The sequence below is a fragment of the Pseudomonas shirazensis genome (assembly GCF_014268785.2).
Taxonomy (GTDB): domain Bacteria; phylum Pseudomonadota; class Gammaproteobacteria; order Pseudomonadales; family Pseudomonadaceae; genus Aquipseudomonas; species Aquipseudomonas shirazensis.
Genome location: NZ_JABWRD020000001.1, coordinates 218246 through 234395, shown reverse-complemented (window position 1 = coordinate 234395; position 16150 = coordinate 218246). Strand labels below are relative to the sequence as shown.

14 protein-coding genes are annotated in these 16150 nt (G+C 65.0%); 9 read left to right on the top strand and 5 right to left on the bottom strand.

Going from position 1 to position 16150, the window contains the following annotated elements:
- Positions 1-164: 164 nt before the first annotated feature.
- The 8 genes from ccoG (at position 165) to HU736_RS01025 (ending at position 8620) form a co-directional block, all read left to right on the top strand.
- Positions 165-1580 (top strand): cytochrome c oxidase accessory protein CcoG, encoded by a 1416-nt coding sequence (gene ccoG, locus HU736_RS01060; RefSeq protein ID WP_186698736.1) that lies wholly within the window; start codon positions 165-167, stop codon positions 1578-1580.
- A gap of 12 nt (positions 1581-1592) precedes the next feature.
- The gene (locus HU736_RS01055; protein WP_103436730.1) at positions 1593-2117 is read left to right on the top strand and encodes a FixH family protein; all 525 of its coding nucleotides are present in this window, start codon (positions 1593-1595) and stop codon (positions 2115-2117) included.
- A gap of 152 nt (positions 2118-2269) precedes the next feature.
- Positions 2270-4732, top strand: a complete 2463-nt coding sequence (locus HU736_RS01050) for a heavy metal translocating P-type ATPase (protein ID WP_186698734.1) — start codon at positions 2270-2272, stop codon at positions 4730-4732.
- Between the two features lie 11 nt (positions 4733-4743).
- Entirely contained in the window at positions 4744-4953 is a 210-nt protein-coding gene (gene ccoS / locus HU736_RS01045; protein WP_103436728.1) for a cbb3-type cytochrome oxidase assembly protein CcoS, read from the top strand.
- Entirely contained in the window at positions 4946-5629 is a 684-nt protein-coding gene (locus HU736_RS01040) for a sulfite exporter TauE/SafE family protein (protein WP_103436727.1), read from the top strand. The genes ccoS and HU736_RS01040 overlap by 8 nt, the downstream gene beginning before the upstream one ends.
- Positions 5630-5726: 97 nt before the next feature.
- Positions 5727-7109: an oxygen-independent coproporphyrinogen III oxidase gene (gene hemN, locus HU736_RS01035; RefSeq protein WP_103436726.1), complete on the top strand. Its 1383-nt coding sequence runs from the start codon at positions 5727-5729 to the stop codon at positions 7107-7109.
- A 179-nt stretch (positions 7110-7288) separates the two neighbouring features.
- On the top strand, positions 7289-8023 hold the full coding sequence (fnrA, locus tag HU736_RS01030; RefSeq protein ID WP_101318051.1) for a Crp/Fnr family transcriptional regulator FnrA: 735 nt from the start codon (positions 7289-7291) through the stop codon (positions 8021-8023).
- A 48-nt stretch (positions 8024-8071) separates the two neighbouring features.
- A complete protein-coding gene (locus tag HU736_RS01025; protein ID WP_101318049.1) occupies positions 8072-8620 on the top strand; it encodes an adenine phosphoribosyltransferase in 549 nt (182 codons plus the stop codon).
- 68 nt (positions 8621-8688) lie between these two features.
- Here HU736_RS01025 and HU736_RS01020 read toward each other — a convergent pair whose 3' ends face one another.
- Genes HU736_RS01020 through HU736_RS01000 form a run of 5 tightly spaced genes read right to left on the bottom strand, consistent with a single transcriptional unit; the run spans position 8689 to position 14016 of the window.
- Positions 8689-9753 carry a 2,3-butanediol dehydrogenase gene (locus HU736_RS01020; RefSeq protein WP_225913003.1) on the bottom strand — a complete coding sequence of 355 codons (1065 nt, stop codon included), beginning with the start codon at positions 9751-9753 and terminating at the stop codon, positions 8689-8691.
- A 49-nt stretch (positions 9754-9802) separates the two neighbouring features.
- The gene (locus tag HU736_RS01015) at positions 9803-10909 is read right to left on the bottom strand and encodes an acetoin dehydrogenase dihydrolipoyllysine-residue acetyltransferase subunit (RefSeq protein ID WP_103436724.1); all 1107 of its coding nucleotides are present in this window, start codon (positions 10907-10909) and stop codon (positions 9803-9805) included.
- Complete coding sequence (locus HU736_RS01010) at positions 10906-11928, bottom strand: alpha-ketoacid dehydrogenase subunit beta (RefSeq protein WP_103436723.1); 1023 nt, start codon at positions 11926-11928, stop codon at positions 10906-10908. The genes HU736_RS01015 and HU736_RS01010 overlap by 4 nt, the downstream gene beginning before the upstream one ends.
- Before the next feature lie 32 nt (positions 11929-11960).
- Positions 11961-12938, bottom strand: coding sequence for a thiamine pyrophosphate-dependent dehydrogenase E1 component subunit alpha (locus HU736_RS01005; protein ID WP_186698732.1), 978 nt, complete (start codon positions 12936-12938; stop codon positions 11961-11963).
- 22 nt (positions 12939-12960) lie between these two features.
- Complete coding sequence (locus tag HU736_RS01000) at positions 12961-14016, bottom strand: ATP-NAD kinase family protein (protein ID WP_103436722.1); 1056 nt, start codon at positions 14014-14016, stop codon at positions 12961-12963.
- A 279-nt stretch (positions 14017-14295) separates the two neighbouring features.
- Here HU736_RS01000 and HU736_RS00995 point away from each other — a divergent pair, with 279 nt between their 5' ends.
- Entirely contained in the window at positions 14296-16149 is a 1854-nt protein-coding gene (locus HU736_RS00995; protein WP_186698730.1) for a sigma-54-dependent Fis family transcriptional regulator, read from the top strand.
- Position 16150: the final 1 nt, after the last annotated feature.

Below are 16150 nucleotides of genomic sequence, written 5' to 3'. Positions count from 1 at the left end.
ACCTACACCATTTCACAAGCAAACCCAACGCGACATAACGTCGCAGTACGGTCCGACCTCGCCAGCACAGGCGTATCATAGGCCGCAGAGCGTCAGCACCAGGCGCACGACCGCGACTGGCATGCACTGGCCGCGGCACTTCTCCACTGCCGTGGGACTTGATGATGAGCAAGCACATTCCGGTACATGACGTGACCCCGCCTGCCAACAAGGGAAAGGATTCCGTCGACCTCTATGCCTCCCGTGCCAAGATCTACACCCGCGCCTTCACCGGCGTGTTCCGCAGGCTGCGCATGGTCGGCGGCGCGCTGCTGTTCCTGCTCTACTTCGGCACCGTGTGGCTGAACTGGGGCGGCCACCAGGCTGTCTGGTGGAACCTGCCTGAGCGCAAGTTCTACATCTTCGGCACCACCATCTGGCCGCAGGATTTCATTCTGCTGTCGGGCATCCTGATCGTCGCCGCTTTTGGCCTGTTTTTCATCACCGTATTCGCCGGGCGCATCTGGTGCGGCTACACGTGCCCGCAGAGCGTGTGGACCTGGGTGTTCATGTGGTGCGAGAAAATCACCGAGGGTGACCGCAACCAGCGCATGAAGCTCGACAAGGCGCCAATGAGCGCCAACAAGCTCGCTCGCAAGACCGCCAAGCACAGCCTGTGGCTGCTGATTGGTTTCGTCACCGGGGTGACTTTTGTCGGTTACTTCTCGCCGATCCGCGAACTGCTCGTGGAATTCTTCACCGGCGAAGCCGATGGCTGGGCCTACTTCTGGGTCGGCTTCTTCACCCTGGCCACCTACGGCAATGCCGGTTGGTTGCGTGAACAGGTGTGCATCTACATGTGCCCGTATGCGCGCTTCCAGAGCGTGATGTTCGACAAGGACACCCTGATCGTCTCGTATGACCCGCGCCGCGGCGAACTACGCGGCCCGCGCAAGAAAGACGCCGACTACAAGGCGCAAGGCCTGGGCGACTGCATCGACTGCACCATGTGCGTGCAGGTGTGTCCGACCGGCATCGACATCCGTGACGGCCTGCAGGTCGAGTGCATCGGCTGCGCTGCCTGCATCGACGCCTGCGACACCATCATGGACAAGATGAACTACCCACGCGGCCTGGTCAGCTACACCACCGAACACAACCTGTCCGGGCAGAAGACGCACATGGCGCGGCCGCGCCTGATCGGTTATGCAGTAGTCCTGCTGGTGATGATCGGCGCCCTGGCCACGGCCTTTGCCACCCGCTCGCTGGTGGGGTTCGATGTCAGCAAGGACCGCGTGCTGTACCGCGAAAACGCCCAGGGGCAGATCGAGAACGTGTACAGCCTCAAAGTCATGAACAAGGACCAGCGCGATCACGTCTACGTGCTCGAGGCCAGCGGCCTGCCAGACCTGCAACTGCAAGGCCGGCGCGAGATCCGCGTCGAGGCCGGTGATATCGTCAGCCTGCCGGTGCAGCTGTCGGTGGCCCCCGAGCAGTTGCCGTCGACCACCAACGAAGTCATCTTCACCCTCAAGGACGCCGACGACAATGGCACCCAGGTTGAAGCCAAGAGCCGTTTCATCGGCCCGCAAATTCGCTAAGGAACCCGCTCCATGCCTGCTACTGCCGCCAGCCCCTGGTACAAGCACCTCTGGCCCTGGATCCTCATCGGCATCCTCACCACCTCGGTGTGCCTGAGCCTGACCATGGTCAGCATTGCCGTGCGCAACCCGGACAATCTGGTCAACGACAACTACTACGAGGCCGGCAAAGGCATCAACCGCTCGCTCGACCGCGAACTGCTGGCGCAGACTCTCAACCTCAAGGCCAGCGTGTTCCTCGATGAGCTGACCGGCGAGGTCGAGCTGCGTCTGAGCGGCAACAGCGACCCGCAGACGTTGGAACTCAACCTGATCTCGCCGACCCAGCCGGACAAGGACCGCAAGGTCCAGTTGGCGCGCAGCGAAGCAGGCCGCTATGTTGGCCAACTGGACGACAAGGTCGAGGGCCGGCGCTTTGTCGAGCTGCTGGGCAGCCAAGATGGCCACATCTGGCGCTTGTTCGAGGAAGAGAAAGTCGAGCACGGCGTAACCCTCCAGCTCGGCGATGAAGCCATCCAGGGCGCCGAGCACCTGTAGGAGCGGCCTTGTGTCGCGAAAGGCCAGCGAAGCTGGCCCGGCAATTGTGGCCGCGGCATGAATCCTGGGGCCGCTTCGCGACCCTTTCGCGACACAAGGCCGCTCCTACGGGGATGCGTGCAACTTTGCGGTTTTAGTAAGGCCATGATGTGATGACTCAGCCCAACCCGTGCTACCACTGCGCCCTGCCGGTCCCTGCCGGCAGCCGCTTCAACGCCAAGGTGTTGGGCGAGCTGCGCGCATTCTGCTGCCCCGGTTGCCAAGCCGTTGCCGAATCCATCGTTGCTGGCGGCCTTGAGCACTACTACCAGCACCGCAGCGAAACCAGCGCCAATCCAGAGGCCCTGCCCCAGCAGTTGCAGGACGAACTGGCGCTGTACGACCGCAACGATGTTCAGCAAGGCTTCGTCCGCCATGACCATGGCCAGGCCGAAGCGGTGCTGATGATCGAAGGCATCAGTTGCGCCGCTTGCGGCTGGCTGATCGAGAAACACCTGCGCAATGTGCCAGGCGTGGCCGACGCCCGCCTGAACCTGTCCAACCACCGCCTGCTGCTGAGCTGGGACGACCTGCAACTGCCGCTGTCGAAGTTGATGGCCGAGCTGCGCCAGATCGGCTACGCCGCCCACCCCTATCAGCCCGACCAGGCCGCCGAGCAGCTTGCGCGGGAGAACCGCAGCGCCCTGCGCCGCCTCGGTGTGGCTGGGCTGTTGTGGTTCCAGGCGATGATGGCGACCATGGCCACCTGGCCTGAATTCAACATCGACCTCAGCCCCGAGTTGCACACCATTCTGCGTTGGGTTGCGCTGTTTCTGACCACGCCGATCGTGTTCTACAGCTGTGCGCCGTTTTTCAAAGGCGCCGCGCGCGACCTGCGCACCCGCCACCTGACCATGGATGTGTCGGTGTCGCTGGCCATCGCCCTGGCCTACTGCGCCGGAATCTGGACGGCGATCACCGGCAGCGGCGAGCTGTACTTCGACACGGTCGGCATGTTTGCCCTGTTTCTGCTGACTGGTCGTTACCTTGAACGCCGCGCCCGCGAGCGCACGGCGGCGGCCACTGCGCAACTGGTCAACCTGCTGCCGGCCTCGTGCTTGCGCCTGGACAGCGAGGGGCGCAGCGAGCGCATTCTGCTGGCCGAACTCAACTGCGGCGACCGGGTGCAGGTGCTGCCCGGCGCGGTGATCCCGGCGGACGGACGGATTGTCGAGGGCCGTTCGAGCATCGACGAGTCATTGCTCACCGGCGAGTACCTGCCGCTGGCGCGCAGCCCGGGCGATCACGTCACCGGCGGCACCTTGAACATCGAAAGCACGCTGACCGTCGAGGTCCAAGCGCTGGGCCAGGCCACGCGCTTGTCCGCCATCGTCAGGCTGCTGGAACGCGCCCAGTCCGAAAAGCCGCGCCTGGCGCAGATCGCCGACCGCGCCTCGCAGTGGTTCTTGTTATTCACGCTGTTGGCCGCAGTCGCCATCGGCCTGCTCTGGTGGCAACTAGACCCGAGCCGGGCATTCTGGATCGTGCTGGCGATGCTCGTCGCCACCTGCCCCTGCGCCCTGTCGCTGGCCACCCCGACCGCGCTGACCACCGCCACCGGCACCCTGCACAAGCTTGGCCTGCTGGTAACACGCGGGCATGTGCTGGAAGGCCTCAACCAGATCGACACGGTGATCTTCGACAAGACCGGCACGCTCACCGAAGGCCGCCTGACCCTGCGCAGCATCCGCCCCTTGGGCACGCTGGGCAGCGACCAGTGCCTGGCCCTCGCCGCCGCGCTGGAAAACCGCTCGGAGCACCCGATCGCGCGCGCCTTCGGCCGCAGCACGCGGCCCGCCGAAGAAGTGCAGAACGTGCCCGGGCTGGGCCTGGAAGGCCAACTCGACGCCCAGCACATGCGCATCGGCCAGGCCAGTTTCGTCTGTGCCCTGAGCGGCAGCGAGCCACCGCCGCTGCCCGAGCCGCGTGGCCAGTGGCTGCTGCTCGGCGATACCCACGGGCCGTTGGCCTGGTTTGGCCTGGACGACCGCCTGCGCGATGACGCCCAGGCTTTGCTCGACGCCTGCAAGGCGCGCGGCTGGCAGACCTTGCTGCTGTCTGGCGACAGCTCGCCAATGGTCGCCGAGGTGGCCGCACAACTGGGCATCGATCAGGCGGTTGGCGGCCTGCGCCCCGACGACAAGCTGGCCCGCCTGCGCGCCTTGCAGGCCGCAGGGTGCAAGGTGTTGATGCTCGGTGATGGGGTCAATGACGTGCCCGTGCTGGCTGCAGCGGACATCAGCATTGCCATGGGCTCGGCCACTGACCTGGCAAAAACCAGCGCCGATGCGGTGCTGTTGTCCAACCGCCTGCAAGCGCTGGCCCAGGCGCTGCTGCTGGCACGCCGCACGCGGCGGATAATCGTCGAGAACCTGGCCTGGGCAACCTTGTACAATGGCCTGATGTTGCCGTTCGCGGCGCTGGGCTGGATCACCCCCGTGTGGGCCGCCATCGGCATGTCGGTCAGCTCGCTGGTGGTGGTGCTCAATGCCCTGCGCCTGACCCGCCTGCCCGACCTCGCGCCCGCCAGCACGGCCCGCGTCGAGGCGGTTGCCGGCGCGACCATCCTTCACTGAGCGAGACCGCCATGCCTGCGCTGTACATCATGATTCCCGCAGCCCTGCTGATCGTTGGCGTGGCCATCTACATCTTCTTCTGGGCCGTCGACAGCGGCCAGTACGACGACCTCGACAGCCCGGCGCACAGCATCCTCTTCGATGACCAGGACCCAGGCCATCAAGCGGCGGTCAAGCACGACACCAAGCCCGCAGATGAGGACACCCCGCCCCGTGTTTGAACTGCTGCCCCTGCTAGGCTCGGCCCTGGTGCTCGGCCTGCTTGGCGGCGGCCACTGCCTGGGCATGTGCGGCGGCCTGATGGGCGCGCTGACTCTGGCCATTCCGGCAGAACAACGCGGCCGCCGGCTGCGCTTGTTGCTGGCCTACAACCTCGGCCGCGTACTCAGCTATGCCAGCGCCGGCCTGCTGCTGGGCATGGCCGGCTGGGCCGTGGCCAGCAGCCCGGCAGCGCAGGTGTTGCGGGCGATCGCGGCGTTGCTGTTGATCGCCATGGGCCTGTACCTGGCCGGTTGGTGGAGCGGGCTGACCCGCATCGAAGCACTGGGCCGTGGCCTGTGGCGGCATATTCAACCGCTGGCAACACGCTTGTTGCCGGTGTCGAGTTTGCCGCGGGCGCTGCTGCTCGGTGCACTGTGGGGCTGGCTGCCGTGCGGGCTGGTCTACAGCACCCTGTTGTGGGCGGCGAGCCAGGGCAATGCCGGCTACAGCGCGGCGCTGATGCTGGCATTCGGCCTCGGCACCTGGCCGGTATTGCTCGCCACCGGGCTGGCCGCCGAGCGGGTCAATCGGCTGCTGCGCAAACGCAGTGTGCGCGTGGCCGGTGGCCTGCTGGTGATCGTGTTTGGCCTGTGGACCCTGCCCGGCCCGCACCAGCACTGGCTGATGGGCCACTGAGCGCGCCTCGCGAGGCGCGTTGATACAAATCAAAACAGATTCCTACAGACGCCCATAGACTTCGGACACTGCTGCTCCTATCCGGGGACTATTCCACATGCTCGACGAACTTCGTTGGGACGCCGACCTTATCCGCCGTTACGACCTGGCCGGCCCTCGCTACACCTCCTACCCAACCGCTCTGCAACTGCACAGCGAAGTGGGTTCGTTCGACCTGCTACATGCCCTGCGCGAGAGCCGCCGCGCGGTACGGCCGCTGTCGCTGTATGTGCACGTGCCGTTCTGCGCCAACATCTGCTACTACTGCGCATGCAACAAGGTCATCACCAAGGACCGCGCCCGCGCCCTGCCCTACCTGCAGCGCCTGCAACAGGAAATTCAGCTGATCGCCTGTCATCTGGAACCTAACCAACGTGTGGAACAGCTGCACTTTGGTGGCGGCACGCCGACCTTCCTCAGCCATGTCGAATTGCGTCAGCTGATGGCGAGCCTGCGCGAGCACTTCAACCTGCTCGACGACGACTCCGGCGACTACGGCATCGAGCTTGACCCGCGTGAAGCCGACTGGTCGACCATGGGCCTGCTGCGCGAACTGGGCTTCAACCGGGTCAGCCTCGGTGTGCAAGACCTCGACCCAGTGGTGCAGCGTGCGGTCAACCGCCTGCAGAGCCTGGAGCAGACCCGCGCCCTGATCGAGGCGGCGCGTACCTTGCAGTTCCGCTCGGTCAACCTGGATTTGATCTACGGCCTGCCCAAGCAGACCCCGGAGGGCTTCGCCCGCACCGTCGACGAAGTGATCCGGCTGCAGCCTGACCGCCTTTCGGTGTTCAACTACGCGCACCTGCCAGAGCGCTTCATGCCCCAGCGGCGCATCGACAGCAACGACCTGCCGGCCCCGGCAGCCAAGCTGGAAATGCTCCACGCCACCATCGAGCAACTGACCGCAGCGGGTTACCGCTACATCGGCATGGACCACTTTGCCCTGCCCGACGACGAGCTGGCCATCGCCCAGGAAGAAGGCACCCTGCAGCGCAACTTCCAGGGCTACACCACCCACGGTCATTGCGACCTGATCGGCCTCGGGGTGTCGGCCATCAGCCAGATCGGCGATCTGTACTGCCAGAACAGCAGCGACCTGAACACCTACAAGGAGCTCCTCTCCAACGCACAACTGGCAACCCAGCGCGGGCTGCTATGCAACCAGGATGATCGCCTGCGCCGGGCGGTGATCCAGCAATTGATCTGCCATTTCGAACTGGACTTCGAACAGATAGAACGCACCTTCACGATCGATTTTCGTGGTTACTTCAATGAGCTATGGCCGCAACTGCAGGCGATGCACAGCGACGGTCTGATCCGTCTCGACAGCAAGGGCATCAAGGTCCTGCCGGCCGGGCGCCTGTTGGTCCGCTCGGTATGCATGGTGTTCGATGCCTACCTGGCGCAACACAATCGCCAGCGTTTCTCGCGGGTGATCTGACGCGACCAAGCAGCGCATGGACTTCCCTGTGGGGCAGGCACATCATTGGCTGAGGACGGGCTGCGCGACACCACGCTGCAGCCCCGCCAGCCTGCACAAAAAAGTGCAGGCTGGCCCTCAAGCCATGCCGTCGGTTATCCTTACGGCTTATGTGTGATTTCCCACAAGGATCGATTGAAATGTCCGAGCCAGTAAAACTGCGCACACACAACCAGGCCCACTGCAAGGATTGCAGCCTGGCCCCGTTGTGCCTGCCATTGTCCCTTAACCTTGAGGACATGGATGCGCTGGATGAAATCGTCAAACGCGGCCGCCCGCTGAAAAAGGGAGAATTCCTGTTCCGCCAGGGCGACGATTTTGGCTCGGTCTATGCAGTTCGCTCCGGTGCACTGAAGACCTTCAGCCTGAGCGACAGCGGCGAGGAGCAGATCACCGGCTTCCACCTGCCCAGCGAGCTGGTCGGCCTGTCGGGCATGGACACCGAGGCCTACCCGGTATCGGCCCAGGCCCAGGAAACCACCTCGGTATGCGAGATCCCCTTCGAGCGCCTCGACGAACTGTCGGTGCAACTGCCGCAGTTGCGCCGTCAGCTGATGCGGGTGATGAGTCGGGAGATTCGCGACGACCAGCAAATGATGCTGCTGCTGTCGAAAAAAACCGCTGACGAGCGCATCGCCACCTTCCTGGTCAACCTGTCGGCGCGCTTCCGCGCACGCGGTTATTCGGCCAACCAGTTCCGTCTGAGCATGTCGCGCAACGAGATCGGCAACTACCTGGGCCTGGCTGTGGAAACCGTGTCGCGGGTGTTCACGCGCTTCCAGCAAAACGGCCTGATCACGGCCGAGGGCAAGGAAGTGCATATCCTCGACCCGATCCAGCTGTGCGCACTGGCCGGCGGCGCAATCGACGCCTGAGCCAGTTGACGGGGTATACTTGCGGCCAGATTTCTCAGGATACCCCTCATGTACAGCGACACTTTCGACCTCAAAGCCCTGATCCGCCCGGTAGTGGACTTTCCCAAGCCGGGTGTGATCTTCCGTGACATCACCCCGTTGTTCCAGTCGCCGCGCGGCCTGCGCTATGTGGCCGACCGGTTCATCGAGCGCTATGTCGAGGCCGAATTCAGCCATATCGGTGCCATGGATGCGCGCGGTTTTCTGATCGGGTCGATCATTGCCCACCAGTTGAACAAGCCGCTGATCCTGTTCCGCAAACAGGGCAAGCTACCGGCGCATGTGCTGTCCGAGGGCTATCAGACCGAGTACGGCGAGGCGTTTCTTGAAGTGCACGCCGACAGCCTGTGTGAAGGCGACTCGGTGCTGATCTTCGATGACCTGATTGCCACCGGCGGCACCTTGCTGGCAGCAGCCAACCTGGTCCGTCGCACCGGCGCGCAAGTATTCGAAGCGGCGGCGATCATCGACCTGCCGGAGCTGGAAGGCTCGCAACGGCTGCAGGACGCAGGCGTGCCGACCTTCTGCCTGACCGAGTTTTCCCTGAGCGAATACTAGGGGCCTGCCTGATCTGCGCTGGCCGCTGGCGGCCAGCGCATCTCCCCGCGTAGGTCAGCCTGTGTAAATCAACGCCCGCCTGGCGAGACGATGATCTTCACATTCTGCTCCTTGTTGTTGACCAACTCCTCAAAGCCCAGCTCGACGATCTGCTCCAGGCCGATGCGCCCGGTCACCAGTGGCTGAATGTTCAGGCGGCCATCGTTGATGAAGGCGATCACATCGGCAAACTCGCCGTTGTAGGCCAAGGCACCCAGCACCTGTTTCTCGGTCGAGACCAGATCGAAGAAGTTGAACAGGCTCGGCTCCTCGAAAATCCCCACCAGTACGCACTTGCCCGCTTTGCGAATCGCATCGATGGCCAGCTTGGCGGTGTTCTTGTTGCCGATGCATTCGAAGCTGACATCCGCACCCAGCCCGCCGGTGAGCGCGCGGATTTCAGCCAGCGCGTCGCACTGGCTCGGGTCGAGCACTGCACTGGCGCCGACCTCAAGGGCCTTGGCCTTGCGCGCCGAGGACATCTCCAGGGCGATCACCTGAGCCGCACCTGCGGCCTTGGCGCACATGATGGTGCACAGGCCGATGGTGCCAGCCCCGACTACCACCACGTTCTGCCCAAGCAGGCTGCCGGCCTTTTTCACCGCATGCATGCCCACCGCCAGCGGCTCGATCAGCGCGCCGGCTTCGCGCGGGAAGCCTTCGGGCAGGCGGTAGAGCAGATTGGCCGGGACGTTGACTCGCTCGGCGAACGCACCGTTGTTCATCAGCCCGGTAAAGGCCAGTTTTTCACAGATGTTGTACAAGCCATGGGTGCAGTAATAGCAGGTGCCGCAGTGCTGGCAGGCATCGGCCGCAACCGAATCGCCAACGGCGTAGCCGCTGACGCCCTCGCCGAGCTTGGCGATCTCGCCGCAGAATTCGTGGCCTAGAATGCACTGGCCCTGAATACCAGTCAGCGGGTGCGGTGCTTCGACCGGGATAAATACCGGCCCGGCCACGTACTCGTGCAGGTCCGAGCCGCAGATGCCGCACCAATCGACCTTGATCTGCACCCAGCCCGGCGGTGGGTCTGCCGGCAGCGGTACCTGTTCGACGCGAATGTCATTGCGCCCATGCCAGACGGCGGCGCGCATATGGGAGTGGCTGAGGTCGTTCATTGTTGTTTTCTCCAGGCTCACGGGATCAGTGCTTGCGGACAAAGTCCTGCAGCAGCTGGTTGATCTGCTCGGCAGCTTCCATCTGCACCATATGGCCAACCCCTGGCAGCACCACCGCTTCGGCCTCTACGCCTTGGGCATGGCTGGCCGGGATGATCGCGTCTTCGCTGCCCCACAGCACCAGGGTCGGCTGTTGGGCGATCACGCCGCGCAGGTCATGGCGTTGCTGGTCGCCATCGGCAATCGCTGCGGCCAACAAACGCAGGGCAGCGTCGACGCCTTCGAGGCGCTTGAACTTGAGCATGTCCTCGAGCATCTGCCGGGTGACCATGCCTTGGTCGGCAAACAGTTGGCTCATGGCTGGTTTCAAGCCATTGCGATTGGCCGCTTCGACAAAACCGCGCAGGTAGTCGCCATTGATCTCCCGGCCCAGACCAACGCTGGCGATCAAGCTCAGGCTGGCCACCCGCTGCGGCGCCAGGCGGGCCAGGTTCAAGCACACCGCACCGCCCATGGAATGCCCGGCCAGGTGCGCGCGGGTGATATCGAGGTGGTCGAGCAAGGCCAACACGGCGCCGCTGAGTTCGTCCAGGTCACCATGCTCAAGGGTCTTTGCCGACTCGCCGTGACCGGGCAGGTCCAGCGCGATCACCCGCCGTTCGGCGGCCAGGGCCGGGTGGTTGAACAGCCAGTTGTTGAGGTCGCCGCCAAAGCCGTGCACCAGTACCAGCGGTGTACCGCCCTCGCCCAGTTCGAACCAGCGCAGCAGGCGCCCGCCGACCTCGGCTTTCTGCGGTGCCGGGCCTTGCGCCTGCTCACTGGCAGCGCTGGCGACGAACTCGGCCTGGAAGCGCTCGACCACAGCGTCGATCTCGGCCTCATCCGCCTCGCCATCGACCAGCACGGCGAGCAATGCGCCGACTGCCAGGGTTTCGTCCGGCTGGGCGACCTGGCGGCGCAATACGCCGCTGAACGGCGCCTCGACGCTGCTGCTGATCTTGTCGGTCTCGACATCCAGCACTTCGTCGCCCTTGTTGATCTGCTCGCCTTCCTGCTTGAGCCAGGCGTCGACTCGGCCTTCGGTCATCGACAGGCCCCACTTGGGCATGGTCAGGGTATGGATCTGGCTCATGCAGCACTCCTTGAGGCGTCCATGACTTTGCGCACGGCGGCTTCGATCTTCGCCGCATCGGGGATGTACAGGTCTTCGAGGGCATCGGAGAACGGCACCGGCGTATGCGGCGCGGTAACCATCTCGATCGGGCCCTTGAGCGCGGCAAAGGCCTTTTGCGCGACCAAGGCACTGATGTCGGTGGCCAGCGAGCAACGCGGGTTGGCTTCGTCGATCACCACCAGCCGGCCGGTTTTCTCCACGCTCTCAAGGATGCTGTCCTCGTCCAGCGGGCTGGTGGTACGCAGGTCGAGCACCTCGCAATCGATGCCCTGGCGGGCCAGGTTGTTGGCAGCTTCCATGGCCAGATGGACCATGCGCCCGTAGGTCACCAGGGTGATGTCGTCGCCGTCGCGCAGGTAATTGGCCTCGCCGAAAGGCACGGTGTAGAGCTCTTCGGGTACTTCGCCCTGCATGCTGTAGAGCAGCTTGTGCTCGCAGAAGATCACCGGGTCGTTGTCACGGATGGCCTGGATCAGCAGGCCCTTGGCGTCATACGGCGACGACGGGCAGACCACCTTCAGGCCCGGGATATGCGTCCACAGCGAGGTGAGCATCTGCGAATGCTGGGCCGCTGCGCGCAGGCCTGCGCCGACCATGGTGCGCATCACCAGCGGTGTCACCGCCTTGCCGCCGAACATGTAGCGAAACTTCGCCGCCTGGTTGAGGATCTGGTCCAGGCAGCAGCCGGCAAAGTCGACGAACATCAGTTCGCAGACTGGGCGCAGGCCTTGGGTGGCAGCACCGACAGCGGCACCGACGTAACCGATTTCAGACAGCGGCGCATCCAGCACCCGCCCCGGAAACTGATGATAAAGGCCCTTGGTCACGCCAAGCACGCCACCCCAGGCGTCCTGCTCACCCGGCGCACCGGCGCCGCCGGCGACGTCTTCGCCAATGATGAACACAGTGCTGTCGCGGCGCATTTCCTGGGCCAGGGCCTCGTTGATGGCCTGCTGGTAACTGATCTTTCTTGCCATGGTGATTGTCCTGTCGTTGTTATTGTCGGGGCTCACGGGTAGCTGACGTAAACGTCGCTGAGCAGATCGGCGGGCTGTGGTTTGGGATCGGCCTTGGCGCGGCGTACGGCGTCCTCGATCAGGCCGTCGACGCGGCCATCGATGGCGTCCAGTTGCGCGGCGCTGAGCAGGCCGGCACGGGTGGTCTTGTTGCGAAACTGCAGTAGGCAGTCGCGGGTTTCGCGCAGGTTCTTGACCTCGTCGGGGGCGCGGTAGGTTTGTGCGTCGCCCTCGAAGTGGCCGTAGTAGCGGGTCAGCTTGACCTCGATCAGCGACGGCCCCTGGCCACTGCGCGCACGCTCGACGGCGGCGCCTGCGGCTTCGTGCACGGCAAAGAAGTCGTAGCCGTCGATCGTCACCCCGGGCATGCCGAAGCCGGCGGCGCGGTCGGCAATATGGTCGCAGGCAACCGACCATTTCGACGCGGTGGCTTCGGCGTAGCCGTTGTTCTCGGCGACGAAGATGCACGCCAGGTTCATCACCGAGGCCATGTTCATGGCTTCGAACACCGCGCCTTCGTTGGAGGCGCCGTCGCCGAAGAACACCACCGAGACGTCATCGCGGCCCTTGAGCTTGGCTGCCAGCGCCGAGCCGGCCACCAGCGGCGCGCCGGCACCGACGATGCCGTTGGCGCCGAGCATGCCCTTGGACAGGTCGGCGATGTGCATGGAGCCGCCCTTGCCGCCGCAGACGCCGGTCTTCTTGCCGTAGATCTCGGCCATCATCCCGTACACATCGACGCCCTTGGCGATGCAGTGGCCATGGCCGCGGTGGTTGGAGGCGATGCAATCGGAATCACGCAGGTGCGCCATGACCCCGGCCGCCGAGGCTTCTTCGCCGGCGTACAGGTGGACGAAACCGGGGATCTCGCCGGTGGCAAACTCGACATGCAGGCGCTCTTCGAAGGCGCGGATGGTGCGCATGACTTCATAGGCATGCAGCAACTGCTCGGAGCTGAGTTGGGTGGACATCTTGTTGTTCTCCAGGGTTGTCTCAACGCAGGGTTGCAGGGGTGTGCCGCTGGTCGCGGGGGACGACCAGCAGATGGTGGCGGGCGGCATGCGCCAGCACCGCCTCGACATCGACCGAAAGTGGGCCGTGCAGGTCGAGGGTGATGGTTGGGGTGTCTTGCTCGGCAAACTCGATTTCACGCTCGCCATCCAGCGCCAGGGTGCCGCTGCGCAGGCTCAGTGGATACGCCACGCCCGGCTGCAGCGGGCCACTGGCGGTCACCCCACAGCCTTGCAACAAGCCGGGCGCGAGCGGCGCCAGCAAGACCTGTGTGGCGCTGGCATCGAGGCGCACCCAGGCGCCCTGCTCGGCCTGACGTGAAACCGGGCACCACAGCCCGCAGATGGCCGACAGGCCGATGGCGTGTGGCTCGGCAAAGCAGGCGAACACTTCTGCCAGGTCTTCGCTGCGGCTCAAGGCGCGGGCGCCGACAAAGCGTTGAGGTGAAACCGCGACCTCGACCAACGCCCATTCGCACAGCTGCTGTTGCGGCACCCGCACCAGCAGCCGCTTGTTGCGGCGCAGGCCGATGGCTGCGGGGATCTGCCCGCTGGCCAGCAGGCCACCGGCGAGACCCGCGCTGGTCGCTTCGCGCAGTTCGGGGAAGGCGTTGTTGGTGCCGGTCGACAAGGTCAGCAACGGCGTATCGCCGGCTTCGGCGGCGACCGCCTTGTGCGTGCCGTCGCCGCCCAGCACAGCGATCATCGCCACGCCCTGCTCGACCATCTGGCGAGCCGCGAGGCGGGTGTCGGCGACGGTTTGCGTCAAGGACAGATCGAGCATTTGCAACGCCGGCCAGCGCTGCTCACGGGCCATCGGGCCAGTGCTGGCCTTGAGCACCGCGGCGGCGATGCCGGTCATATCGGTTGGCAGCAGCACCTTGGCAATGCCGGTGGCGCCAAATGCGGCGAGCAGGCGCTGGATCGCCGAGGCTTTGTCGGTGCTGGAATACAAACCGGCATTGGCCGTCAGGCGGCGCAGGTCGCGACCGGAGGCAGGGTTGGCAATGATCCCGATGATCGGGCCGGGCTGGCGCATGGCGCACCTCGTTTTATTGTTTGAGGAGAGCCAGAGCAAGGCCGGTGCCAGCTTTTGATCTGAACGCTGCAAGCCCTGTGGCAGAGCGGTTTCAGCTAGTGCCCAGTGCACGTTGGCGGCTTGCCGGCGAGACGCCGGGTGCCGCGCCAGCAGCGCTGACCGCGAGACGCTGAGACGCCGCGTCTCAGCCGCGCCGCCAATCAAGCAGCGCTTGTCGCAGTGGTCGCGCGCGTGCTTAATGGCTCGATAAAGACAAGAACGAGAGACCCGGAGGCCCGAATGCTCGCCGCGAACTCCAGAGCCCATGTTGACTGCGTCAGCCGCGTGCTGAAGAACGCCGAACGCCAGCCACAGGTGCCGGTACCCGCACTGATCCTCGACTCGTGGCGGCGCTCGATGGAGCTGCATCACCTCGACCCTGGCTCGCAGCAGGGTCCACGCATCCTTTCGCAAAACCTGCTAAACGAATGCCGCGAGCGCGCCGAGCTGTTTCTGCGCATCGCCAGCGACGCCGTGGCACGCCTGCACGCCCAGGTGCGCGGCGCCGACTACTGCGTGCTGCTGACCGACGGCCAGGGCCGCACCATCGACTACCGGGTCGACAGCAGCATCCGCACTGACTGCCGCAAGGCCGGCCTGTATCTGGGCACCTGCTGGTCGGAAGTGGAAGAAGGCACCTGCGGCGTGGCGGCAGTGTTGACCAGCAAGGCACCGGTGACCGTGCACAAGCGCGATCACTATCGCGCCGCATTCATCGGCCTGACCTGTACCGCAGCGCCGGTGTTCGACCCGCTGGGTGAACTGCTGGGGGTGGTCGACGTGTCCGCGCTGAAGTCGCCGGATGATCGGCGCAGCCAACACCTGATTCGCCAGCTGGTTGAGCAGACCGCTCGCGAGATCGAAAACGCCTTCTTCATGCACAGCAGCCAGGGCCACTGGGTGATGCGCGCCCACGGCACCCCCGGTTATGTCGAAAGCCAGCCCGATTACCTGCTCGCCTGGGATGGCGAAGGCCGCCTGCAAGCGCTCAACAGCCTCGCCCGCGAGCATCTGCTGGCGCGCAATGGGCGCCTGCCGCAGCACATCGGCGAGCTGTTCGACCTTGAGCAACTGCGCCGCGCCAGCGAGGCCAGCGCCCAGCGCCTGCCGGGCTTTGCCTTGTACGGGCGAGTCAGCGCGCCACAACGGCGCAGCACGCCATCAGTGCCCACGCCGCAAGCGCAAGACGCGCGGATCAGCCAGCACCTGCGCCTGGCCACGCGGGTCAAGGACTGCAATCTGGCGGTGCTGGTGCAAGGTGAAACCGGGGTCGGCAAGGAAGTCTTCGCGCGCCAGCTGCACCAGCTCAGCCAGCGCGCAGCAGGGCCGTTTGTCACGCTCAATTGCGCGGCGATCCCGGAGTCGCTGATCGAGAGCGAGTTGTTTGGCTACGTCGCCGGGGCGTTTACCGGCGCATCGAGCAAAGGTATGCAGGGCCTGCTCCAGCAGGCCGATGGTGGCACGCTGTTTCTCGACGAGATCGGCGACATGCCGCTAAGCCTGCAAACCCGGCTGCTGCGGGTGCTGGCCGAGGGCGAGGTGGCGCCGCTGGGTGCCGCCCGGCGCGAGCGCGTCGATATTCAGGTGATTTGCGCCACTCACCGTGACCTGGCAATGATGGTCAGCGACGGGCGCTTTCGCGAGGACCTGTACTTCCGCCTGGCGAACGCCCGCTTCGAACTGCCGCCGCTACGCGAGCGCGACGACCGCCTGAGCCTGATCCACCGCCTGCTGGCCGAGGAGGCGCAGGCCTGCGGGGTTGAGGTGCTGCTCACCGATGCGGCGCTGGAAGCGCTGTTGAGCTACCGCTGGCCGGGCAACCTCAGGCAGCTGCGCCAGGTGCTGCGCTATGCCTGCGCGGTGTGTGATGGGGGCCAGTTGCGCCTGGATGATCTACCGCAAGAGCTGCGCGGCGCCGCTCAGGACGCGCCGGCGCTGACCAGCGTCTCCAGCCCGGCCCGGCAGATGATTCTCGATGCGCTGATTCGTCATCGCTGGAAACCGGCGGATGCGGCTCAGGCGCTGGGCATTTCTCGGGCAACCTTGTACCGGCGCGTGCACGAGCACCGGATTGAAATGCCGCGGATGAAGTAAC